This is a genomic window from Marinobacter sp. MIT930201, assembly GCF_047122665.1.
Classification (GTDB): Bacteria; Pseudomonadota; Gammaproteobacteria; order Pseudomonadales; family Oleiphilaceae; genus Marinobacter; species Marinobacter salarius.
Genome location: NZ_CP138916.1, coordinates 2,159,336 through 2,182,402 on the forward strand (window position 1 = coordinate 2,159,336; position 23,067 = coordinate 2,182,402).

At 58.7% G+C, this 23,067-nt stretch carries 21 protein-coding genes; 9 read left to right on the top strand and 12 right to left on the bottom strand.

The features are described from left to right. Positions 1–88 precede the first annotated feature (88 nt). From SIC19_RS09990 to SIC19_RS10025, 8 genes are all read right to left on the bottom strand, one after another. Positions 89–907: an ATP-grasp domain-containing protein gene (locus SIC19_RS09990; protein WP_127402053.1), complete on the bottom strand. Its 819-nt coding sequence runs from the start codon at positions 905–907 to the stop codon at positions 89–91. Between the two features lie 452 nt (positions 908–1,359). Then, a complete protein-coding gene (gene hrpB, locus SIC19_RS09995; protein ID WP_127402052.1) occupies positions 1,360–3,837 on the bottom strand; it encodes an ATP-dependent helicase HrpB in 2,478 nt (825 codons plus the stop codon). Positions 3,838–4,180: 343 nt separating this feature from the next. Then, entirely contained in the window at positions 4,181–5,386 is a 1,206-nt protein-coding gene (locus tag SIC19_RS10000) for a YbfB/YjiJ family MFS transporter (protein ID WP_278368280.1), read from the bottom strand. 83 nt (positions 5,387–5,469) lie between these two features. Continuing rightward, positions 5,470–6,138, bottom strand: a complete 669-nt coding sequence (locus tag SIC19_RS10005) for an SCO family protein (RefSeq protein ID WP_036207792.1) — start codon at positions 6,136–6,138, stop codon at positions 5,470–5,472. A 22-nt stretch (positions 6,139–6,160) separates the two neighbouring features. Next, positions 6,161–7,084: a heme o synthase gene (gene cyoE, locus SIC19_RS10010; RefSeq protein ID WP_036207795.1), complete on the bottom strand. Its 924-nt coding sequence runs from the start codon at positions 7,082–7,084 to the stop codon at positions 6,161–6,163. After that, the gene (locus SIC19_RS10015) at positions 7,081–8,187 is read right to left on the bottom strand and encodes a COX15/CtaA family protein (RefSeq protein WP_369810871.1); all 1,107 of its coding nucleotides are present in this window, start codon (positions 8,185–8,187) and stop codon (positions 7,081–7,083) included. Before SIC19_RS10015 ends, cyoE begins: the two co-directional genes overlap by 4 nt. A 24-nt stretch (positions 8,188–8,211) precedes the next feature. Beyond that, positions 8,212–8,856 (bottom strand): hypothetical protein, encoded by a 645-nt coding sequence (locus SIC19_RS10020; RefSeq protein ID WP_051946976.1) that lies wholly within the window; start codon positions 8,854–8,856, stop codon positions 8,212–8,214. Beyond that, entirely contained in the window at positions 8,843–9,583 is a 741-nt protein-coding gene (locus tag SIC19_RS10025) for an SURF1 family protein (RefSeq protein ID WP_075196379.1), read from the bottom strand. Before SIC19_RS10025 ends, SIC19_RS10020 begins: the two co-directional genes overlap by 14 nt. Positions 9,584–9,633: 50 nt before the next feature. On the opposite strand from SIC19_RS10025, the gene SIC19_RS10030 reads away from it, so the two are divergent. Then, positions 9,634–9,837 (top strand): twin transmembrane helix small protein, encoded by a 204-nt coding sequence (locus tag SIC19_RS10030; protein ID WP_007152938.1) that lies wholly within the window; start codon positions 9,634–9,636, stop codon positions 9,835–9,837. Between the two features lie 9 nt (positions 9,838–9,846). Here the strand turns inward: SIC19_RS10030 and SIC19_RS10035 are convergent, their stop codons facing one another. The 3 genes from SIC19_RS10035 to coxB form a co-directional block, all read right to left on the bottom strand. Then, a complete protein-coding gene (locus tag SIC19_RS10035) occupies positions 9,847–10,734 on the bottom strand; it encodes a cytochrome c oxidase subunit 3 (RefSeq protein WP_075196380.1) in 888 nt (295 codons plus the stop codon). 61 nt (positions 10,735–10,795) lie between these two features. Next, positions 10,796–12,382 carry a cytochrome c oxidase subunit I gene (gene ctaD / locus SIC19_RS10040; protein WP_075196381.1) on the bottom strand — a complete coding sequence of 529 codons (1,587 nt, stop codon included), beginning with the start codon at positions 12,380–12,382 and terminating at the stop codon, positions 10,796–10,798. A gap of 102 nt (positions 12,383–12,484) precedes the next feature. Then, complete coding sequence (gene coxB / locus SIC19_RS10045; protein WP_075196382.1) at positions 12,485–13,609, bottom strand: cytochrome c oxidase subunit II; 1,125 nt, start codon at positions 13,607–13,609, stop codon at positions 12,485–12,487. A 263-nt stretch (positions 13,610–13,872) separates the two neighbouring features. Here coxB and SIC19_RS10050 point away from each other — a divergent pair, with 263 nt between their 5' ends. The 7 genes from SIC19_RS10050 to SIC19_RS10080 all read left to right on the top strand — a co-directional run bounded on the left by SIC19_RS10050 (position 13,873) and on the right by SIC19_RS10080 (position 20,842). Further along, on the top strand, positions 13,873–15,144 hold the full coding sequence (locus SIC19_RS10050) for an MATE family efflux transporter (RefSeq protein ID WP_197061327.1): 1,272 nt from the start codon (positions 13,873–13,875) through the stop codon (positions 15,142–15,144). Between the two features lie 201 nt (positions 15,145–15,345). Beyond that, a complete protein-coding gene (locus SIC19_RS10055) occupies positions 15,346–15,993 on the top strand; it encodes a hypothetical protein (protein ID WP_036207815.1) in 648 nt (215 codons plus the stop codon). 22 nt (positions 15,994–16,015) lie between these two features. Continuing rightward, positions 16,016–16,678 carry a methylamine utilization protein gene (locus SIC19_RS10060; RefSeq protein ID WP_041332744.1) on the top strand — a complete coding sequence of 221 codons (663 nt, stop codon included), beginning with the start codon at positions 16,016–16,018 and terminating at the stop codon, positions 16,676–16,678. Continuing rightward, a complete protein-coding gene (locus tag SIC19_RS10065) occupies positions 16,678–19,053 on the top strand; it encodes a putative bifunctional diguanylate cyclase/phosphodiesterase (RefSeq protein WP_075196384.1) in 2,376 nt (791 codons plus the stop codon). Before SIC19_RS10060 ends, SIC19_RS10065 begins: the two co-directional genes overlap by 1 nt. Continuing rightward, positions 19,050–19,931 carry a DUF3034 family protein gene (locus SIC19_RS10070; protein WP_036211837.1) on the top strand — a complete coding sequence of 294 codons (882 nt, stop codon included), beginning with the start codon at positions 19,050–19,052 and terminating at the stop codon, positions 19,929–19,931. Before SIC19_RS10065 ends, SIC19_RS10070 begins: the two co-directional genes overlap by 4 nt. A 17-nt stretch (positions 19,932–19,948) precedes the next feature. Then, positions 19,949–20,389: a group I truncated hemoglobin gene (locus SIC19_RS10075; RefSeq protein WP_036211834.1), complete on the top strand. Its 441-nt coding sequence runs from the start codon at positions 19,949–19,951 to the stop codon at positions 20,387–20,389. Between the two features lie 66 nt (positions 20,390–20,455). Then, positions 20,456–20,842: a DoxX family protein gene (locus SIC19_RS10080; protein WP_036211832.1), complete on the top strand. Its 387-nt coding sequence runs from the start codon at positions 20,456–20,458 to the stop codon at positions 20,840–20,842. Between the two features lie 2 nt (positions 20,843–20,844). On the opposite strand, the gene SIC19_RS10085 is transcribed toward SIC19_RS10080, so the two are convergent. Further along, positions 20,845–22,644, bottom strand: coding sequence for a diguanylate cyclase (locus SIC19_RS10085; protein WP_228712273.1), 1,800 nt, complete (start codon positions 22,642–22,644; stop codon positions 20,845–20,847). 160 nt (positions 22,645–22,804) lie between these two features. Here SIC19_RS10085 and SIC19_RS10090 point away from each other — a divergent pair, with 160 nt between their 5' ends. Next, positions 22,805–23,041: a DUF1653 domain-containing protein gene (locus SIC19_RS10090; protein ID WP_041332743.1), complete on the top strand. Its 237-nt coding sequence runs from the start codon at positions 22,805–22,807 to the stop codon at positions 23,039–23,041. Positions 23,042–23,067 lie beyond the last annotated feature (26 nt).

Consider the following 23,067-nt stretch of genomic DNA (forward strand, 5'->3'; position numbering starts at 1 on the left):
CGTCAATCGCGCGATCATCGGTTCTTTTCCGGGGGCGTGATATGAGCATATCTACCCATAACCACCGTCTGGCCCGTTTGCCTTCAGCTCACACTGCGACTGGCCACAACGGCGCCGGCCCGGTGGGGCCGTTCGGGTCTTCGGGCTCGTCCTGGCGCTGCAGGTAATCCAGAATCGCAGTTTTCAGATCACTACCCTGACCGAGTCCCTGATTGCCGAATAGCCGATTGAACTCAAGCACATAGGGATACCCCTCCACCAGGGCAATATCAAACCCCGCGTGATCCACCTCCAGCTCCCGCGCAAGGCGCAGTGCCAGATCGGTTACCACGGAAGGCACTGGCCCCCGGTCGATGCGCCCACCCTGCGACACGTTATTGTAGAACCCCTGGTCCGCCTGGGTTCGCCAGTAGGCGGATACCACGTTGTCCCCGACAATCACTACCCGCACATCCCGATCAATCGGCAGGTATTCCTGGGCATAAAGAACATGGGTCCGCTCGCAATAACGCTGCCAGTCGGCTTTGTTTTCAATCAACCACACGCCTTCGCCCATGCTGGCCTTGGGCAGCTTGGCTACAAAGGGCACGACCATGGCATCCCACACCGCCTGCCGTTCCTCCGGGCCGTTGGCTTTAATCAGAGTCCAAGGGGTATGCTCAGGTGCGACCGTCTGGAAAGCCCGGGTCATTTCCACCTTGTCGTGGCCGATGCGATAGCTGGCGACACTGGGGAAAACGCGGCATTTCAGCCCGTGTACGAGGGCATTCAGCTGCCAGTATTCCGGGAACAGTACCCAGTCTGCATCTTTAAGCAGTTCTTTGTGGGCCAGGAATTGTTCGGGCTTTAGGGTTTTGGTATTCGGGAAGCCGAGGGTGCGGAATATGTCGAAGGAGACCAGTTTCATTTGGGTTGGGTGCGTGGTTGGGTTGGTCGCATTTTATACAGGTTTGGTTTGGGTGCAATGTTTATTCTTTGCTTTGGCTTTGGGTTGGACTGGGGGTTTAGGGGAGGGGCATGGGGGTGTTTTATTTTTCAAATGAAAATGAACTCGCTTCGCTCAGACACCATTTTCTTTATTGAAAAATAAAACACCCCCATACCCTTAGTTAACAACAGTTGTCGCGACGATTTACCCTGATTTTTCCTGGGTTTGTCGGAGAGCTCGAAATCAAAACACCGCCAGACCCTCGCTTTCCGTAACGACATCACCCTTTGCCAATAGAGCGGGGAGGTGGGGGTATTTTTCCGCCGGGAATGGGTGTCTGAGCGCAGCGAGTTCCATTCCCAAGGAAAAATACCCCCACCTCCCCGATCCCCACAAAGGCCTCAGTCCTACCCAAAGCCAAAGGTAAAGAATCAACGAACAGGACGCTTCTTAGTCCCCTGACTCGCATCTGCCGTCAGGGGATCTTCCGGCCAGGGGTGCTTGGGATACCGACCGCGCATGTCCTTGCGGACCTCCGGGTAGGCGTTCTGCCAGAAGCTTGCCAGGTCGGCCGTGACGGCCAGAGGGCGCTGGGCTGGGGACAGCAGGTGGATCACCACCGGCACTTGGCCTCCGGCAACCGTAGGAGTTTTGGTCCAGCCGAACAGGGCCTGGAGCTTGGCCGCCAGTACCGGGCCATTTTCTACGGTGTAATCCAGCGCCACGGACTGGCCGGTTGGGATCGTCAGGCGGGTGGGCGCCAGGTCTTCCAGTGCCTGTTGTTGCGGATACTCCAGCAGGCTGGCAAGAGCCTGGATCAGGTTGAGCTTGTCCAGGTCACGCCAGTGGGTCATCCCTGCCAGGAACGGACCAAGCCAGGTTTCCAGGTTATCTGTCAGCCAGCGCTCGCTGACCGTTGGCCATTCTCCGGGAAAGTACTCTGCCAGCAGGGTGACCCGGGCAAGCCACTGCTCCGCCGCCGGCGTCCATGGCAGGCTCCCAAGGCCCTTCTTGCGCACGGCGGCGAGCAGCCCCTGCTGCACCAGTTCCGGTGACGGGGCCGGCAAGGCTGTTTCCTCCAGCTCCAACTGCCCCAGTTTTCGGACGCGACGGGCCACCACGGTTCCGCGTCGCTCGTCCCAGACCGCCTCCTCGTATTCTTCAATGTGGCCGGACAGGTCCTGTTCCAGCACCGCTGGGGTAACCGGTGCAGCAAGATAAATCGTGGCCTCCCTGGCCTTGCCGTCCAGTTCAGCTGCAACCAGCCACTCATAGCGAGCCAGCCGGTCGTCGCTGCGAAGGGCTGCGCCGCGGCCGTTGCTGAGCTGGTATCGCGGTTCCTCGCCCCGCCGTTTACGGGCAATCCGGTCCGGGTAGGCCTGTGCGAGCACGCGTCCTACCTCATCCTCGGAGGGCATCGCCTGTGGTCGTTCAAGCCCTGCCGCCAGGCGGGACACCGACTTGGTGATCGATATCACCCTGGCGGTATCCACACCCTGTCGCGGGCCAGAACCCCGCAGCATCCTGACCCGCTCCTGCATATCCGCCCCGGCTGATCGGCCCGCCAGATCCCGTTCTTCCAGCAGCGCCGCCAACTCGGCCGCGAGATAGCCATGGCCAATGTCCCGTCCGCGTAGAATCATGTGCGCCAGCCGTGGATGAACGCCCATGTCCCGCGCCGCCTTGCCATGTTCGGTAATGGCGCTGTCGGCATCCAGCATATCCAGCCACTGCAACAACGCCACAGCCTGCTGCCAGTGCGCAGCAGGGGGCGGGTCAATCCAGTCCAGCTGATCCGGCGACCGCGCGCCCCATTGCGCCAGTTCCAGCACCAGGGGTGCCAGGTCCGCTTCCTGTATTTCCGGCGGGGTGAACTCGGCCAGACCAAACTGGGCGGACTCGCTCCACAGCCGGTAACAGGCGCCAGGCTCAATACGCCCGGCCCGTCCCTTGCGCTGCTCCGCAGACGCTTTTGACACCCAGCCCGTCACCAGCCGTGTCATACCGCTGTTGGCATCAAACACCGCCCGGCGTTGTTGACCGCTGTCGATGACGACGCGTACGCCTTCAATGGTGAGACTGGATTCGGCAATAGCCGTGGCCAGAACCACTTTGCGGTAACCTTCGGGCGCCGGCGCGATGGCCCGGTCCTGCTCCTCGCTTTTCAGGTTGCCGTACAACGGTGCCACGATCACATCGTTGCCTGTCTGGTTCTGAAGCTGACGCTCAACCCGACGAATCTCGCCCGCACCGGGAAGAAACACCAGCAACGACCCACTCTGATCCGCCAGTGCCTCATGAATAACGGACACCACCTGTTGCTCGATCCGGCCATTACGCGGAATGGGGCGATACGCCACCTCCACAGGGAACGCCCGGCCGTCACTACTCAGCACCGGCACATCACCCAGCAACCGGGCGATGGGTGCGGTATCCAACGTGGCGGACATGACGATGATCCGCAGGTCCTCCCTCAAGGCCTGGCGGGCTTCCCGCACCAACGCCAGCCCAAGATCAGCCTGCAATGACCGTTCGTGAAACTCATCGAAAATCACAACGGCGTAGTCTTCCAGCGCCGGATCATTCTGGATCAACCGCGTGAGAATGCCTTCGGTGACCACTTCGATCACCGTCGCCGACGTCACCCGCGTATCCAGCCGCGTGCGGTAACCCACCGCCTGGCCCGGCTTCTCTCCCATCTGCCCGGCCATGTACCTTGCCGCCGACCGGGCTGCCAAACGTCTCGGCTCCAACATCAGGATCTTGCGACCCTCACGCCAGGGAGCATCCATCAGAGCCAGTGGCACCCTGGTGGTTTTGCCGGCGCCCGGTGGTGCCTGTAGCAGGATGGTTGTTTGGGACTCCAGGGTGTTCAGGAGGTCCGGGATGATGTTGTTGATTGGGAGCATTTGTTTTTGGCTGTGTTCAGGACTGGTTGGGTTGGGGGAGGGGCGTGGGTGTGTTTTATCTTTCAAATGAAAATGAACTCGCTTCGCTCGGACACCATTTTCTTTATTGAAAGATAAAACACACCCACACCCTTAGGTAACTCGTCGATTTCTCAAAAGCGTACTATGGGCCTGCTCCGGTTTGTACGAAACAGCGATGCTCATACCTCCTCAGACGCGATAACTGTGCGTTACATAAGAGTGGGGTGGTGGAATTATTTTCCGCCAGGAATGGGTGTCTGAGCGAAGCGAGTTCCATTCCCAAGGAAAATAATTCCACCACCCCGCTCATGCCCCCTAACGATCAGTCCTGCCAGCCCCCCCCAGGCAAAGGCACAAAAAACGCAAACACCGCTCCAAGAGCCAACGCCACCACCCCGATGCCAAAGGCCGTGGTCAGGGTACCACCGGCTTCCAGCCATTGCTTGGTGAGCCACGGGCCGGCCATCTGGGTGAAGCCGTAGACCGACACCATTGCCGCTGACAGTCGCGGCCCCTGGTGCGGATGCAGGGCCCGGCCGATGCGTTGGGTGAGCATCACCGTACCCACGAACGTGCTGCCCACCAGGGCGGCACAAACCGCCAGGCCCAAGGCACCAGGCAAGATCACTGCTGCCAGGACGCCGGCAAGCTGTACCACGAAATTCATGCGCAATGCAGGGAGATCGCCGATTTTTGCACCAAGATAGTTCCATATCGAGGGTGACAGGATCGTCGCCACAGCCGCCAGGAACCAGGCGCCATCCAGCAGCCAGTGGTCGGCCGGTAACTGGTCCTTGGCCAGCAATGGCAAGAACGTCATCGGCAGTATGTAACCGAGACCAGCCCCGGCGTAGGAGAGAAACAGGGGCACACTTGCCCGGTCAAACAGGGGCGATTTTCCCGGCGGGGTTTCGCCGTCGCTTTGCGCCCTCACCGGTACGTCCAGTCGGAGTAACCGCGCCGTGGCCCACCAGGCCAGGGGGATGGAAAGCACGACGGCAGGCCACCAGCGTTCAGTTCCCTCAAGCCAGTGGGCGCTGGAGCTGACCAGGCCACTTGATACCAAAAGGCCCAGGCCTACACCAATGTAGAGATGCCCACTCAGAGTGGCGCGGTTGCGCAGCACCAGCCATTCCAGGATCAACGCCGGAGCCTGGACAAAGACAACGCCGTTGGCGATGCCGTTAAACAGGCGGGCGGTGGACATGGCCCCAAGGTGGTCAGTCTGTGTCATCGCAAGGGTGGTCAACAGGTGAACCGCGAGGGACGCTGGCAGCAGCATGCGAATGTGGCTGATGGTGTGCCAGCGGATGGCCAGCAAGGCGCCAAGGAGGTAGCCAAGGTAGTTCCAGGTGGCCACCGCAGCACCCTGCCCGGCAGTGATCTGGCCATCGTCCACCAGATACGGCAATAGCGGCGTGTAGATGAAACGGCCCAGGCCATGGGTGACCAGCAACAGGATGGCACCCGCTACCACGACCAGATAAAGATCCCGCGGCGGTGTGCAGGAAGGGTGGGAATTTGGCATCACAGAACCCCTGGGGAAAGCCGGTAGGCAGTCTAAGTCAGTGGGAGCAGGAAGTCAGCCGAGTCAAAGCGAGGAGCGCAGGGTCATGACTGGGACGCTCGCGGATGATTTTCCCGGGCCCACTCGTAGATCTCACGATAGGCCTCAACCAGGTCTTCCGGCTTGTGGGGAGGCTGAAGCACGGCGGTCATTTCGCCGTCCGGGTTGATCAGCGTGAAATGCCCGCTGTGTTCCACCAGCCGTTCGCCATCCACCTGACGTTGGGAGAAAACCGCGTTCATGCTTCTGGCGAGCTCTCTTAGTGTCTCAATGTCGCCAGTCAGGCCGTGAAAGTCGTCGCCGAAAAAGCCCACATAGTCTTTCAGTCTCTGGGGCGTATCGTGTTCCGGGTCGGCGGAAATCAACAGGAACTCCGGCTGCGGTAGCTCCTCCGGTAGCATTTTGTCGGTTTTGCGCAGGGTCGCCATGGCAGCGGGGCAGATGTCCGGGCAATTGGTATAACCAACGAAAGCAAACGTCCATTTGCCCTTCAGGCTGTCCCGGGTGACCGTTTCGCCCTGTTCGTTAAGCAGCTCGAACTCTGCAAGTTTACGACTGTTTTCGTACACGTAGGCGTTGATACTGCTGAGTTCCGGCGGGGGTGAAGGCTGGTCATTTCCGACCAGCAACACCTGCCGTCCAACCACCAGCCCGAAGATCAGCACGACAACCAACAGCAGCAGGATCAGCGTCAGGCGAATCGAACGGTCCATGAAATCTCCGGTAAATCAGCATTCAGAAAAACACAAAGTGGTCGACCAGCAGCACCACAAACAGGGCCATCAGATAGGTGATGGAATATTTGAAGGTGTTGAGCGCAACACGACGGTCATCACCTCTGAGCAACCGTACGGCATACTGCAGGAAACGCAGGCCGAGGGCCAGTGCACCCACCAGATAGATAACGCCAGACATACCGGTGACAAACGGCAGCAGGCTGACAGCAAGCAGCATCAGGGTGTACAGGAGTATATGTAACTCTGTGTACTTGTTGCCATGGGTGACTGGCAGCATGGGAATACCGGCCTTGGCGTATTCTTCCTTGCGATGGATGGCCAGTGCCCAGAAATGCGGTGGCGTCCAGGCGAAGATGATCAGCACCAGCAACAGGGCGTGACCTTCCACCTGCCCGGTCACCGCGGTCCAGCCCAGCAAAGGCGGCATCGCGCCGGCCAGGCCACCGATAACGATGTTCTGCGGGGTCATACGCTTGAGAAACAGGGTGTAGACGCCCGCATACCCCACCAGTGACGCCAGGGTCAGCCAGGCTGTCAGCGCATTCACCTGCCACACCAGGATGACCATGCCGGCAACCGCCAGCACCGTTGCGAACAGCAGTGCGTCCAGCGGCGAGATTTTCCCGGTGGCGACGGGCCGTTTGCGGGTACGGGCCATGACCGTGTCGATTTTCTGATCCACCACGTGATTGACCACGGCTGCCGCGCCCGCCAGCAGGGCGATGCCCAGGTTACCGTAGAGCATAACCTCCCAACCCGGCACGCCCGGTGTGGCCAGTAGCATGCCTATGACTGAGGTGAGGATCATCATCGCCACCACAGTGGGCTTGGTCAGCTCCAGAAAATCCCGCCAGGAAATGCCCGCGGCAGCGGACTCGTTGGTCGTTCCCTGCGCCGGCAGTGCCTTTACGTGCTCGCTCATGCCGTCACCTCTCGCTCGATTGTTGTTGTAGGTTCTGTTTTTGCTGCCTCTGGCAGGGCCTGTTGATGAAATCGCCAGAGCAGATTGATCACTGCCAGCAAAAGCCCTGCGCCCATTGCGTTGTGCGCCACCGCCACTGACAGAGGTATATGAAACACGATGTTGGCCAGGCCCAGCGCAATCTGCGCAACCAGGGCCACGGCCACCAGCTGCACATGCCACGCCAGTGGTGTTCGCTTTGTCCTGCGCCACAGTAATGCCAGAAAAACCGTGAAGTACGCAAGCACTATCATCGCTCCCAGCCGGTGACTGACATGGATGGCGACACGACCGTCAGCCGTTAGCTGCCCGCCCAGGTAATTCGGCCCCACATGCTGGGTGACATCGAACCCATGCTGGAAGTCCATCTCAGCCGGCCACCATTCGCCCTGGCAGGTGGGCAGGTCAGTACAGGCCACAGCCGCGTAGTTGGCCGCTGTCCAGGCCCCCAGGGCAATTTGCATAACAACCAGCGCCAGACCACCGTATAGCCACGGCCGGAAACGGCGCAACCCGGGGGGCCGGCCTGCGCCGGGTGATTCCCCTTCAGGTTGCGGTCTACGGCGTAGGCGAAGCGTGAGCAGTGTCAGCAGGCTCAGGGTGGTAAAGCCCCCTAACAGGTGCAGGGCAACCACCTGCGGCCAGAGCTTCAGGGTCACTGTCCACATGCCGAAGGCGCCCTGGAGCAGAATGAAGGCAGCAATAAACAGTGGCAACCGAAGCGGCACGCCGTCACGACGATGACGGAACGCGTAGGCCGCCAGGCCAAACACCACCAGCCCCAGCGTGCCGGCGGCGTATCGGTGGATCATTTCAGGCCAGCCTTTTTCCACGTCGACGGGCGTGTCGGGAAAGCGCGCATTGGCGATGGCCATCCGCGACTCATCATGGGGCACCGTCAGAAACCCGTAACAACCGGGCCAGTCCGGACAGCCAAGGCCCGCGTCCACCAATCGGGTCCAGGCCCCAAGCATGATGACGACCACCGCTAGCAGGGTGGCCAGTAGCGACCAGCGCGCCATGAGGTGGGCCGGGCGGGAAAGACGGGGTTGGGTGGTGTTCAACGGGGCATCTCCGGTTACTGATGGTCAGCCGATCTGTGACAGCTTCAACAGGTGTTTCAGATCCTTCAGCATATCCTTTCCCGTGTGTTCGGTGCCGTAGTGCATGATCACGTTACCAAAGGGGTCCACCAGCAGAATCCGTGGCTGGTGCTCCGGGTTGATGCCGGACGGCCATTTCGGAGCGCGGCCCTCCAGGATACTCAGCCGTTCCATGGAGCTGTATTCGTCGCTCCAGCGAGCCGAAAGATCGTCAGGGATAGTGCCGAGCCAGGCCGAACGATTTACCCGGTTAGCATTCTTGCCCAGGGCAATATTGACCTGGCGCGCCAGATACAGAAGCTCTTCACACTCCGAGGCGCATTGCTCGGAAACCACCACCATCATCCATTCGGCGTCGGGTTCGTCAGGGCCAAAGCGGTCGACAAGCGGGTTGCCGCTGGCTCCCTGAAGCTGCATTTGAGCCAGGGGCGCCGGCGGCTGGATCAGCTCGCCATTATTGCTATTGCCGGCAGGATTCAGCCAGCCGGTGTAGTACATGATAGTGGCAAAAATCATCGGGCCGAAACCGATGGCAAACAGTAAAAGGGCGGTTCGCCTGCCGCGGCGTACCTGCTCTGGAGAGACGTTGTCGTCCGGGTCTTTCTGGTCCATGCGCTCAGCCGTTGTCATTGTGATTACGGACTCCTGTTTTGCGATAGCTCGCTACGACCGTCAATATAACCAGCGCGATGGCCAGTGAAAACCATTGCACCGCATATCCATAATGGGTTTGTGGCCCCATCCGGTCTGGAGCCCAGTCGGCGCGGTAGGCGCCAGGTTGCTCCGGCCCGGAAAGCCTGAGTACCAGGCTGGCAACATCATTCTCAATTTCCCGAGCCTGCCCGTGGGACAGCGACTGTGTTCGCTTCGGCCAGCCCGCTTTGTCAGATGGCACGGACTTGAGCACCGGGGGTTCCGGAAACTCACTCAACCGCCCCTTCACACTAAGCTCTCCGGACGGATAACTGACATCGGGCAGTTGATCACGTCGCCGGGGAGCTTGTACCCAACCGCGATTCACAACCACCGGGCGGCCCTGAACCGGGTGGAACAGGGTCAGTACCTCATAGCCCGGCGCGCCATCGCGTGTACGGTTATCGAGGAGCCAGGATACCTCGCTGTAACGGCCGGACAGTGTCACCGGTTGCCCGGCTTCGTGGCCGGCCGCCAGATGTTGCGACCAGCTCAGGTTTACGGCCTGTTGCTGCCACTGTTCAAGCTGGGCCTGTTTCTCTCCTGCTCGCTCCAGCTGCCAGATCCCCAGGCCTAACAGTACCGGCAGAAAGAAGCCGGCGAACACCAACAGGCGCCAATCAAAGTGCCATTGGCGACGAGAACGATCGGTTGGATCAGACATGCTCTGCTATAGTGGGCTCTGGATCTACATTCCCGTTTACAGGATTTCCCATGCTGAAGATTCTCATTGTCGTACTCATGCTGGCCGTTCTGGTGAGCCTGTTCAGCGGTCTGTTCTTCCTGATCCGGGATGGCGGGAAAACGAACCGTGTCCTGAATTCCCTGGCGTTGCGGGTCGCCCTCAGCGTACTGCTGCTGGCAGTCATTCTGATTTCGGTATGGCAAGGGGGCCTGACCCTGAATCCGACCCCCTGACGCGCGTCGTCAGAGCACGTAAACGAAGACGAACAGCCCGAGCCAGACCACATCCACGAAGTGCCAGTACCACGCCGACGCCTCGAAACCAAAGTGGTAATCGCCGGTGAAATGGCCTTTGTGTATGCGGATCAACATGATCGTGAGCATCAGGGTACCCAGTATCACATGGGCGCCGTGAAACCCGGTCAGCATGAAGAAGGTGCTGCCATAAATGCCGGACTGCAGGGTCAGGTTCAGATCCTGATAGGCGTGAGCGTATTCATAGCCCTGGACACACACAAAGATCAGCGCCAGCGCAATGGTGGCGCTCAGCCAGAGTTTGACCTTCTTGCGGTTGTCTTCCTTGAGGGCATGGTGCGCAACCGTAACCGTAAAGGACGACGTCACCAGCAGAATGGTGTTGATCAGTGGCAAACCCCAGGGGCCGATAATGCCTTCCGGTGCCGGGTAGGCGTCGGGGTCAGGATTGTTGATCAGCGGCCATGTCGCCTGGAAACCTTCCCAGAGGATATTGGAACTGCCACGGTCGCCTTCACCGCCAAGCCAGGGCACCGCGAACATCCGGGTGTAGAACAGGGCACCGAAGAAAGCCGCGAAGAACATGACCTCGGAAAAAATGAACCAGCTCATACCCCAGCGGAAGGAACGATCCATCTGTGGGCTGTACAGGCCTGACCGGCTTTCCTTGATGACGGTCCCGAACCATCCAAACAGCATGTAGGCCATGATCAGGGAACCGATCAAGAACATCACCCAGGAGCCGGTGGTGCTCTCACCCTGCTGGCCGTTCACCATAATGGCCGCCGCGCCGTAGAGGGTAACCCCCAGCCCGACGGTGGCGACAATCGGCCACTTGCTCTGTTCCGGAACGTAGTACGTCTGGTTTTCCGCCATGACAATCTCCGATGGCTTATCCGTTATCGTTTGTTGTTGTGGGCGCCAGTCAGCCTCTGTTTCACTTCACTTCCGGCGGCGTGGCAAAGGTGTGGTAGGGCGCCGGAGAGGGCACTGTCCACTCAAGGCCTTCGGCACCGTCCCACGGCTGGGCAGAGGCCTTTTCACCGCCTTTGACGCACTTGACCACAATCACCAGGAACAGGATCTGACTGGCACCAAACATGAATGCGCCAATGCTGGACACCATGTTGAAGTCGGCAAACTGCAGCGCGTAATCCGGAATACGCCGCGGCATACCCGCCAAACCGAGGAAGTGCATCGGGAAGAAGGCCAGGTTCATACCGATGAACGACAGCCAGAAATGCGTCTTGCCCAGTGTTTCGTCGTACATATGGCCGGTCCACTTGGGCAGCCAGAAATACGCCGAGGCAAAGATGCCGAAGATGGCGCCCGGTACCAGTACGTAGTGGAAGTGTGCTACCACGAAGTAGGTATCGTGATACTGGAAGTCAGCCGGTGCAATGGCCAGCATCAGGCCGGAGAAACCGCCGATGGTAAACAGGATGACGAAGGCGACCGCAAACAGCATCGGCGCCTCGAAGGTCAGTGACCCCCGGAACATGGTCGCCACCCAGTTGAACACCTTCACGCCCGTGGGCACGGCAATCAGCATGGTCGCATACATGAAGAACAGCTGACCGGCGATGGGAATGCCGACAGTGAACATATGGTGAGCCCAGACCACAAACGACAGCAGGGCGATGGCGCCCACCGCATATACCATCGAGGCGTAGCCAAACAACGGCTTGCGGGAGAACGCCGGAATAATGTGGGACACCGCCCCGAACGCAGGCAGGATCATGATGTAGACCTCGGGGTGCCCGAAGAACCAGAACACATGCTGGAACAGTACCGGGTCACCACCGCCGGAGGCATCAAAGAAGCTGGTGCCGAAGTTGATGTCCATCAGCATCATGGTGACGACGCCGGCCAGCACCGGCATAACGGCAATCAACAGGAACGCCGTAATCAGCCAGGTCCAGACGAACAGGGGCATCTTCATCAGCGTCATGCCTGGTGCCCGCATGTTCAGGATAGTGGCGATCACGTTGATAGCACCCATGATCGACGACACACCCATGATGTGAACGGCGAAGATAAAGAACGTGGTGCTCGGTGGGCCATAGGTCGTCGACAATGGCGCGTAGAAGGTCCAGCCAAAGTTGGGCGCCCCCCCTTCCATAAACAGCGTGGACACCAGAATCAGGAACGCGCAGGGCAGGAGCCAGAAGCTCCAGTTGTTCATTCGCGGCAGCGCCATGTCCGGGGCACCCACCATCAATGGAATCATCCAGTTCGCCAGGCCAACGAAGGCCGGCATCACCGCACCAAACACCATGATAAGACCGTGCATGGTGGTCATCTGGTTAAAGAATTCCGGCTCAACAATCTGCAGGCCAGGCTGGAACAGTTCCGCCCGGATCACCATGGCCATGGTTCCGCCGAGCAGGAACATCGCAAAACTGAATATCAGGTACATGGACCCGATATCTTTGTGGTTGGTCGTCAGCAGCCACCGAGAAAAGCCCTTTGCGGGGCCGTGGTGATGATCGTCCTGGGCGTGGGTATCTGCAACCGCACTCATGAAAAACCCCCGTTACCGCCGTATATTCAGGCTGGTGATGTCATTAATCTGGCGTCATTGGATAGGGTGGACTGGAGCCTTCGCTCCACCCCACCCGGTTCATCATTCCTGATTCTTGTACTCGAAGACTTCTTTTGGCGTCACCATTTCACCGGTGTCATTACCCCAGGCATTCCGCTCATAGGTGATGACCGCTGCGAGGTCGACTTCGCTCAGCTGACCGCCAAACGCTTGCATGGCGGTGCCGGAAACGCCGTTTACAACAATATCCATATGCGCCTGCATGTCTTCGGTCACGACTTTACTGCCCTTCAGAGCCGGGAATGCTGGCGGCGCACCGCTACCGTCCGCCTGGTGGCAGGCAGCACACGCGCTGGCATAGGCTTTTTCGCCACGTGCCATCAGCTCCTCCAGGGTCCAGTCTTTCTCGGTCAGCTCACGCTCACGCTGGGCCGCCTCCTTCTGCTCAGCCACCCAGGCATCGTATTCGTCCTGAGGCACCGCCTTGACCACCACAGGCATGAAACCGTGCTTTACGCCACACAGCTCGGTGCATTGACCACGATAGATACCGGGCTCGTCGACCCTGGTCCAGGTTTCGTTCACAAAGCCGGGAATGGCGTCCTTTTTCACGCCGAAGGCAGGCACCCACCAGGAGTGGATAACATCATTGGCGGTGACCAACAGGCGGATTTTCGCTCCAACAGGCACTACCATCGGGTTGTCTACTTCGAGCAGGTAGTTCTCGGTTTTCTCGGTGCGGTTGTAGATTTCGTCATCGCTGGTGGTGATATTGGAAAAGTATCCAAAATCATCCTCTATGTAGTCGTATTTCCAGCGCCACTGATAGCCGGTGACCTTGATGTCTACGTCAGCTTCGCTGGTGTCGTACATGTCCACAAGCGTTGCAGTGGCAGGAATCGCCATTACCACCAGAATCACGAGGGGAATGATGGTCCAGAGAATCTCGACCAGGGTATTCTCGTGAAAGTTTGCCGGTTTTCGGCCCGGGGACTTGCGATGGGCGAAGATGGACCAGAACATGACCCCAAACACCACGATGCCGATGACAACGCAGATCCAGAGGATCGTCATGTGAAGGCTGAAGATTTCATTGCTGGTACCGGTGACCCCGGGACTCATGTTCAGCGTCCAGTCCGCCATGGACAACGCTGGCGTCATAAGCCCGCCCAAGAGGACACCTGCCCGCTTAGCGTGCACGCGCATAATACTGTGTCTCCACAGAGTGTTATTCTTGTCGGATTTTGCGTCCAATCCCCCTGTTCCAGACAGTGCTCGCACACACTATCCAGGTCAGGGTGGAAGTCTGCTATGGATAATACACAACCCAGTATAGACACAGATCAAAAAAATGCGAAAGTCCGTCCACCCATAAATGTATTAAAGAAGGAAAGCCTCTCATTCCCATAGAATCCGCTCCGCAACTCGCCACCACCGACCGCAGGCTCTGGGCGCTGGCCTGGCCACTGATGCTCACCAATCTCACTGTGCCGCTGCTGGGGCTTGTGGATACGGCCGTGCTGGGACACCTCGATACACCGGAATATCTGGGGGCTGTCGCGGTGGGCGCAAACCTGTTCAGCATACTCTACTGGACCTTTGGCTTTATGCGCATGGGCACGACGGGGCTGGCTGCCCAGGCCTGGGGCAAACGCGATGAGTTTGCGCAGATTGCCCTGCTGCTACGCTCCGTGTTGCTGGCTATCGGTATCGGCCTGTTGCTGATTCTGTTCCATCAGCCGTTGATCAAACTGGGCCTGACTCTGATGAACCCCAGTGAACGTGTTGCCGCGCTGGCAGCAGAGTACGCCAGCATCCGTATCTGGAGCGCGCCGGCCGTGCTCTGCCAATACACGCTGGTGGGCTGGCTGATAGGCACCCAGTACGCGCGGGGCCCCATGGTCATGCTGATTGTGGCCAACGGGCTCAACATTGTTCTCGATGTGCTCTTTGTGACCGGTTTTGGCTGGAACAGCCGGGGCGTTGCCATGGCCACCGTGATGGCAGAGTACTCGGCGGCCGCCATCGGGTTCTACATGGTGCTGAAACGCATGCCGGACGGCCAGGGGTTTGAGCGGGCGCTGTTCGGGCAGCTGCGGGACTACCTCAGAATATTACAGGTCAACCGGTACATCATGGTGCGCACCATTGCCCTGCTTCTGGTGCTGGCCTTCTTCACCGCACAGGGTGCGCGACAGGGCGACACCATACTGGCCGCCAACGCGGTGCTGATTACCTTTCTACTGATCATTTCCAACGGCCTTGACGGCTTTGCCAATGCCGCCGAGGCACTGATTGGTGAAGCGGTGGGAAGAAACAATCGGCGCCAGTTCAAAAACGTCTTTCGGGTGGCATTCCGGTGGTCGTTGTGGGGTTCCGTGCTGTTTACCGTCGCCTTTGTTCTTGGCGGGCGCTTCCTCATCGGCTTGCTGACCGGTATCGAGGAAGTGCGCGCAACCGCCTGGGACTATCTGCCCTGGCTGTGGATGCTGCCGCTGGCCTCGGTGTGGGGCTTCCTTCTGGATGGCGTGTTTATCGGCGCAACCCGCACACGGGACATGCAGAACACCATGCTGTTTTCGGCGCTGGTGGTCTTCCTCCCGGTCTGGTGGCTGACGACCGGGTGGGGTAATCATGGACTGTGGTTCTCGCTGATCTGCCTGATGCTGGCACGGGCAATTTCCATGGGTTGGCTGTTTTTGAGCCATTCGCGGCACGATCGCTGGTTTTCAGAACAGTGAAGAAGCTTGAAGCCAATCCATGGACAACACGTTCAGGTTTAATGCACACACCACAGCAGCCTGTTAAATCTCGTCTACACTTGTGAGAAAAGGCAGGCATGTTGCGGTAGCCAGCCGCTTCCCCATGCCCCTGACGATCCCATGCGTATAACGGGAGGCGCCTTGCGACCCCATTCCGTTCAGAGACCGGCATCTCCTGAAATGACACCAAAGGTAGTTCTCGACATCATTGATCAGGCCCGACGGCAGGAAGCCCGTTCCGGCACCTTTCTCAAGCAGATGCGGGAAAGGGCGTCGTCGCTGCCTGCCACCATCACCATTGACGGTTACCAACCGGCGACCTGCCTGTTCCAGTTTGCCATTGAGTACATCGAAATGGCGCCACGACTGATTGAGTGCGTGGAAGCCTGTGCGAGAGAAGCCGGCAAGGCCGAGTTGTTTGCGCCTTTTGTAGAGGCTGCCATCGGTTATTTTACTCAACCGTCGGTTCTTCTGGTACGTTATGATGGCCTTGACGGGCTTCTGATCCGAGCCTATCTCTGCCACCGCCTGATGGAGGAAATGTACGAGAACAACCGCTCCACCCGCGCCAGCGAACTGGTCGACGTGGAGGCAACACGGGCAAATCTGCTGGCGCATCAGTTGATCGGCGAACCGTTCGCCAACGAACTGGACCAGTCCATCACCGTCACCGTGTTGCAGATTGCCGGCTCACCGGACTATTACGAACTAAACTTGGACCCGTTCGTAGAACAGACAAGGAACGTTGCATGGGACTGGATGAGACACTATTGGGAAAACCTGCTGGTCCGTAACCACATACGCTTGTCGTTAGGAGCGGGTCTTTAGAAAATACGGATGAACAACATTGATGTACAAGCTGACCGTTACCCTGTTTCTGTTGCTTGCAGGCTCTCTCTGCAACGGCGCCGAGACCAACACCGTACCTCTTCAACTGACCGATAACCTGTCAGGAAAGCCGGTCGCCAATGCCGTGGTGATTCTGGAAAACGGCCTCTCGGAATCCCCCGTAGAAGCTGAGATTGTCCAAAAAAATCGCAACTTTCACCCCCATACGTTGATCATACCCAAGAATTCCAGAGTGGATTTTCCCAACCAGGACAACACTCAGCACCACGTCTACTCATTCTCACCCGCCAAGGCATTCAACATTGAGCTATACGCCGGACGTCCGACGGAACCGGTTGTCTTCGACAAGACCGGTGTGGTGGAAATTGGCTGCAACATCCATGACCACATGCAGGCGTTTATTCTGGTCACCGACAGCGCACCCTCCGGCCGAACCGATGAACAGGGCCGTTTGACGGTTGAGATTCCGCCGTCGGCAGACGATGGGTCCGGTAAGATTGAGCTCCAGATATGGCACCCCCGATTGACAGACAACACCCGTATGGCCCGATTCACCGTTGAGCAACCCTACCCTGCATCACTCGAACTGTCGGTGGAATTGTCCCCGGAACCCGCGAGTGATGACAGGCTGGATGGCCTGCAAGAACGTTTCCGGGAGCTTTGATGGCGGTCGCTAGCCGAATAGGGTTTCGTGGACGTTTGGTGACCGTCATGGTCACCATGGTGGCCATCGTCAGCCTGAGCATCGGTGCACTGTTGATGCTTTACCTGTTCGAGGATGAAAAGGCACGTGCACTTGAGCAATTGAGTCTCGGCGAGCAAGTGGCAGAGGAGGTGCTTGAGCGCCGCACCAGCCTGATTCTTTCCCGGCTGGACGTTGTGATCCGTGATTTTGGCTTTCGCTCTGCCGTCGCCAGCGGAGATCGCGCCACCACAGACAGTGCGCTGACCAATCAGGCCCGAAGGGTGAATGCCGATTTTGCCGTCTTGCTTGGCAGCGACGGGCATATCCTTGCCGACACCGATGGGCTGCCCGATGCGTTTGCCAATAGCCCGCTGGTTACAGAAATGCTCTCCAAGGCGCGACAAACAGGCTTTGCCAGCCAGATGAGCGTTTTCGGTGCGGACGGCTTTGAACTGCTCACCATTCCGGTGGAAGCACCTGGATTAAGGGCATGGCTGATTGCCGGTTTTAACCTCAACAATGATCTTACCGACATTATCGGTCGACTAAGCGGAACCGAGGTGTTGTTCAGGGCCTCCTCTGGTGAGGAAGGCAGTTATCAGATTCTTACCGACCCGGGTTCCATCAACGCATCGAGGCTCGATGAACTGAACAATGCCATGGCCAGGACGTCCGGCGAGGACCAGTTTCTTGAGAGTACACATTACTTCACCCGCATCATAAGCCTGACCGGGGACGAAACGCCGGCCCTGCAGCTGCTGCTCTTAATCAACCGTGAGGCCCGTCTCAGCAACTACTATGAGCGTGCTGTGGAAATTCTTACGCTGGTCAGTGCCGTTCTGGTGCTGGCTGCCCTGATTGCGCTCATTATCGCTCGCAACATGGGGCAACCAGTCCTGCAACTGGCGGACTATGCCAAGGCCATCGGCGATGGCCACACGCCCGCACCTCCCCGTATCCGCGCCGGCGGTGAACTGGCCGAATTACGCAGGGCGCTCGGCGACATGCTGAGCAAACTGCGGGACCGCGAGGAGCAGATACACTACGCCGCCAGCCACGATGAAATTACCGGGCTACCCAATCGAAACGCCTTCCTGTCGCGCCTGCGGGAGCAATTCGACAACCACCGCCCCTGCAGCCTGATGGGCCTGCGCCTCAATGATATTTCTGACGTCAATGACACTCTGGGCCTCGAGTTCGGGGACAAGGTTTTACAGGCGGTGTCGGCCAGGTTGGAGGAAGCACTGCCCGGCAGCTCAGCACTGGCAAGGACCGGAGGCGCCGAATTCCTGATGATGACTGGTCTCCAGCCGCAATCCGAGCTCGATAAACTTGCCACCAGGATCAGCGAAATCGTGGAATCGCCGTTGTTCATCGACAACACTCCGTTCTCCCTTCGCTGCACCATGGTTACGCTGCAGCTACCCCAGGACGCCATCGATACCGACCAGGTTCGCAGGCGCCTGAACCTCACGTTCGAACAGGCACAAAAAAGCCGGCTGCCCGTAACCCATTATCAGCCAGGGCAGGATGAGAACCACCTGAGGGAACTTCAGCTGATCTCTGATCTGCACCACGCCATTGCCAGCAACGGCTTGCATATGAACTACCAGCCCAAACTTGATATGGCGTCTGCCGGCTTTCATCAGGCCGAAGCACTGGTGCGCTGGATTCACCCGGACCTGGGGTTCATCTCGCCGGAAGAATTCATTTTCCTGGCGGAGCAATCCGGCCAGATCACCGAACTGACCCGACACATCCTCCGCCGTGTTGCCAACGATGCTGGCAAGTGGCACGCCGCGGGCCTGAATATTGGTGTTGCCATCAACCTGTCGGCGCTCGACCTGACCCGCCCGGAACTCGCCAAGGAAGTTGCCGAGGCGTTCTCCCAATGGCAGTTACCCATGTCCAGTATCACTCTGGAGGTAACCGAGAGCGCCCTGATGGAGGAACCCGAAACGGCCTTTGAAACCCTGCGGCGCTTACGCCAACTCGGTGTCACACTGTCGGTGGACGACTTTGGCACGGGCTATTCCTCGCTGTCGCAATTGCGCAACCTGCCGGTGCAGGAACTCAAGATCGACAAATCCTTCGTCCTGCGCCTGAATACCGAACCCCAGGACCAGCTCATCGTGCGCTCCACCATAGATATGGCCCATGGCCTGGGGTTGCGGGTTGTCGCGGAAGGAATCGAGAACGCCGAAAGCTGGGCGCTGTTGCGGGACTGGGGCTGCGAGATCGGGCAGGGGTACTTTCTCAGCCGCCCCGTCGCCGCTGGCGACCTGAAGGAGACAGAACAGTCGCTGACGGACCGTCAGCAGGAACTCAGATACGCAGGAGAAACCACGTCATGACACGCTTGGCCAGGGTACTAGGCACCGGTTTACTGGCATTAACGGCATCGGCGAACCTGTTCGCAGACACGGGCAGCAGACTCTGGGCCACCGGTGGGGTAACGTCCATCGGGGGTGCCGCCGGGGGCGGTCTGTCACCCTGGGCCCTGCTTGGCGGTTATGCCAGCGATGAAGAGTGGGGGGGCACGCTGACCCTGTCCCGCGCCGAAACCGACGACTATACCCTGTCGGTGGTCGGGACAGGCGTCACCTGGAACAATCGTGTTGAGCTCACGCTGGCACGCCAGACTCTGGACCTGGATAGCCTGGTGTTCACCCTGAAAAACGGCTTTGGCCTTGAAGAGGACGAACTGGTACAGGACGTTTTCGGGCTCAAAGTGAGACTCGCCGGCGACGCCCTCTACAGCCCCTGGGGGCAATGGTCAGCCGGGCTTCTGCACAAACGCAACCGCGAGTTTACCGTACCCGACGCCATCGGCGCCAAAGATGACAGCGGCACCGATATCTACGTCGGAGGCAGCAAACTCTTCTTCGCGGCGGTGATGGATCGCAATCTGCTGGTCAATGCCACCGTTCGCGGGACCAAGGCCAACCAGGGCGGCCTCCTGGGTTTCGGTGGCGACCGTAACGACAGCTACGAGGCGATGTTTGAAGGCAGTGTCGGGTTGTTTGTGACCCGCCAGTGGCTGGTGGGTACCGAATACCGCCAGAAACCGGACAACCTGGGTTTCGCCACCGAGGACGACTGGTGGGATGTTTTCGTAGCCTGGGTACCCGACCGTCGCTTGTCGGTCACGGCCGCCCTGGTCAATCTTGGTGACGTTGCCACTCTGGAAGACCAGCGCGGTGCCTACCTGTCACTGCAGGCCAGTTTCTGACAACCCGGGAGGATACTATGAAACATTCCGTCATCATCATGGTTCTGCTGCCCCTGCTGGTCCTCTCCGGTTGCCAGTCCATGGTTGAATCCAGTCAACAGAATACTTCTCTCTATCAGCAGCTTGGGGAGCGTTCCGGCATTGCCGATATCGTCGAAGACCTGCTCTACCGGATTGTCGAAGACGAGCGTATCAACGATCAGTTTCGTGGCATTGACGTGCGCCAGTTCCACACCAACCTGACGGACCAACTCTGCGAACTCAGTGGTGGGCCGTGCACCTATTCCGGGCGCGGAATGCGCGAAAGCCACGCCGATATGAACGTGACGGACACCCAATTCAATGCCCTGGCTGAGAACCTCATCCTGGCCATGGAAGAGAACGGCATACCCACGGGTGCGCAGAACCAACTGATCAAAAAACTGGTGCCGCTGTACCCCCAGATCCGCAACCTTTGAGCCGGGCGACAAACCGGTTAAGCTTGCCCGCTGACCAATAAACCTTTCCTGACGGGAGAATAAACCTTGCTCGACAACGCGGATCTGGGAAAACTGATTGTTCGACTGACCCTGGGCGGACTATTGCTGTTTCATGGCATCGCCAAGCTGTTCCATGGCGTGGGCTTCATCGAAGGCCAACTGGCCAGCCATGGGATTCCCGCCTTTTTCGCGTGGGGCGTGTTCATTGGTGAGTTGCTGGCACCATTAATGGTGATCCTGGGCTACCAGACCCGTATCGGCGCCTTACTCATCGCCTTCAACATGCTGGTGGCCATAGCGCTGGTACACAGCCATGAACTGATGACATTGGGCAATCACGGCGGCTGGGCACTGGAGCTGCAGGGTTTCTTCCTGTTCATCGCGGTAGCCGTTATTTTTCTCGGCCCCGGCCGCTACAAGCTGAAAAACTGACGTTAGGAACCGGCGATGGCCTCTGCGCCCGACTCCCGGAATACCATCACCTGGTTACGCCCTGCGCCCTTAGCGGCATACAGGGCCTCATCGGCCCTGCCGATGAGGTCCTCGGGGCGGCTACCCGGTTCCGGCAGGATGGTGGCCACCCCGGCGCTCACCGACAGGTTCAATGGGCTGCTGTGGTCACCAACGTAAACCGATGTGCCCGCCACAGCCACCCGCAAGCGTTCAGCCACATTGGCGGCCCCGGCCTCCGGCGTCGCCGGCAGGAGCACACTGAATTCCTCGCCGCCGTATCGCGCCAGCAAATCTCCTGAGCGCTGGATTTCGGCGGCGCAGACCCACGCGACACTGACCAGGCAATCATCCCCCGCCAGATGGCCAAAGTTGTCGTTCACCCGTTTGAAGTAATCAATATCCAACAGGACCAGGCTCAGGGGATGTCCCTGGCGCAGGGCACGGTGCCATTCTGCCTCCAGTTTTTCGTCAAACTGGCGACGATTGGCAACCCCGGTCAAGCCATCAGTAATGGAAACCGCCTTGAGTTGCTCATTGACTTGCTCCAGCTCTTCCGTACGCGCCTGAACGCGGGCTTCCAACGTCTGGTTGGCTTGCAGCTGGATGTCCAGGGCATGGTCCTGGGCCTCAATCCTGAGGCGGCGCTCAAGGTTGATTCTGTACGCCAGTGCAAACGACATCAAAATGACCTCCAGCGCCACACCCGTCTGGGGTGCAAGCTCTGTTACCGTGCTGGTAGGAATAAGGCCGATTTTACTGATCGACATAACCAGATGCCCGAGCAGTAACGGGGTCCATGCCACCACGTAGAACCCCGCCAATGCCTGGCCCTTGCGCCAGATGACCAGGCCAAGAATCCAGGTAAGGGGAGTGATTACCGCCGCGAATACGCTGATGATGGCTGTAGAGCTCTGGTAAGACCCGAAAAGGCCGTAGACAAGACTGCACCCACTGACCAATGCCACCAATTGCAACACGCGGTAGGACACCCGGCTGTAATTTCGGACGGCGAGAAAGTTCAGTGCAAACATCACCGCAAACAGAATGTTGGCCGATATGGCCGGGGCCGTGAAGTAACGGTTCAGAATCGGCAAATCCGGCCAAAGCCACTGGAACACCAGGCCGTTGAAGTTCAGCAAAACCAGTGCAGAAGCAACCACGGTCAACACGTACCACAGATAGGCCTGTTGACGGACGATGACGAATACAAACAGGTTGTACAGGGCCATGGCAATCATGATGCCCAGGAAAACCGCCTGCCAGCCGTAGTCCAGTTGCTCACGCGCCAGAAAGTCCGCCGACTCGATAACCTGGGCCGGGATCTGCACCGCCCCCTCACTCTGAACACGGACATACGCTGTGGTGGGGTCACTGTTCGAAGGTACCGGAAAAACAAAGTTGCGGTGGTAAATCGGGCGGGAGCCGAACTTGCGACTGTCCCCGGTGACATGGCGTTCCACCTGCTCGCCCCCGATATACCAGTAGACCCGCACATCGTCCAACAGGGGATAGCCGATTTCCAGCACCCGGTTAACCGGCTCAGCAGGCACCTCAACTCGTAGCCAATAGGTGCTTTTGGTGAAGCCAAAATTCAGGGTTTGTTTACGGGCAACTGGTTGCCATTGCGCTTCCGCCAGGCCACGGATATCCTCCACATCAGTGTCCGGCCCCGATGCTTCAAACCAGGCAAACGATGCCCTTTCACCGTAGGCCGGACCCGCGGCCATGGTCAGCGCCAGCAACAGTATCCGCGCCAGTCGGCAAACTGAAAAAGTGCTCATAGTGGCCGTGTTACCCGGAACAGGAAAACTCAACTAAACTGTCGATGCCAACAGTCAGTCCCAATGCCTCCTTGCGTTTACTTCCTGACAGTCTAGACGTTTACTGGGAGTAAGTCCGCCTCAAAAATACGTAGTTATCAACTACGTATGGAGAAACACGATGACCGATAAAAAATCAGAGCTACGCCCTGGCCGCTACCGCCACTACAAAGGCAGGGACTATGACGTTATCGGCGTGGCCCGCCACAGCGAAACCGAGGAACCGATGGTCGTTTATCGCTGCCTGTACGGCGACTACAGCCTATGGGTACGACCATTGGCGATGTTCCAGGAAACCGTGGAAGTCGCTGGCGAGGACGTTCCCCGGTTTACCTACGTGGCTGACGACCACACGTAAACACGATTTTTGACTGCAGCACGCGT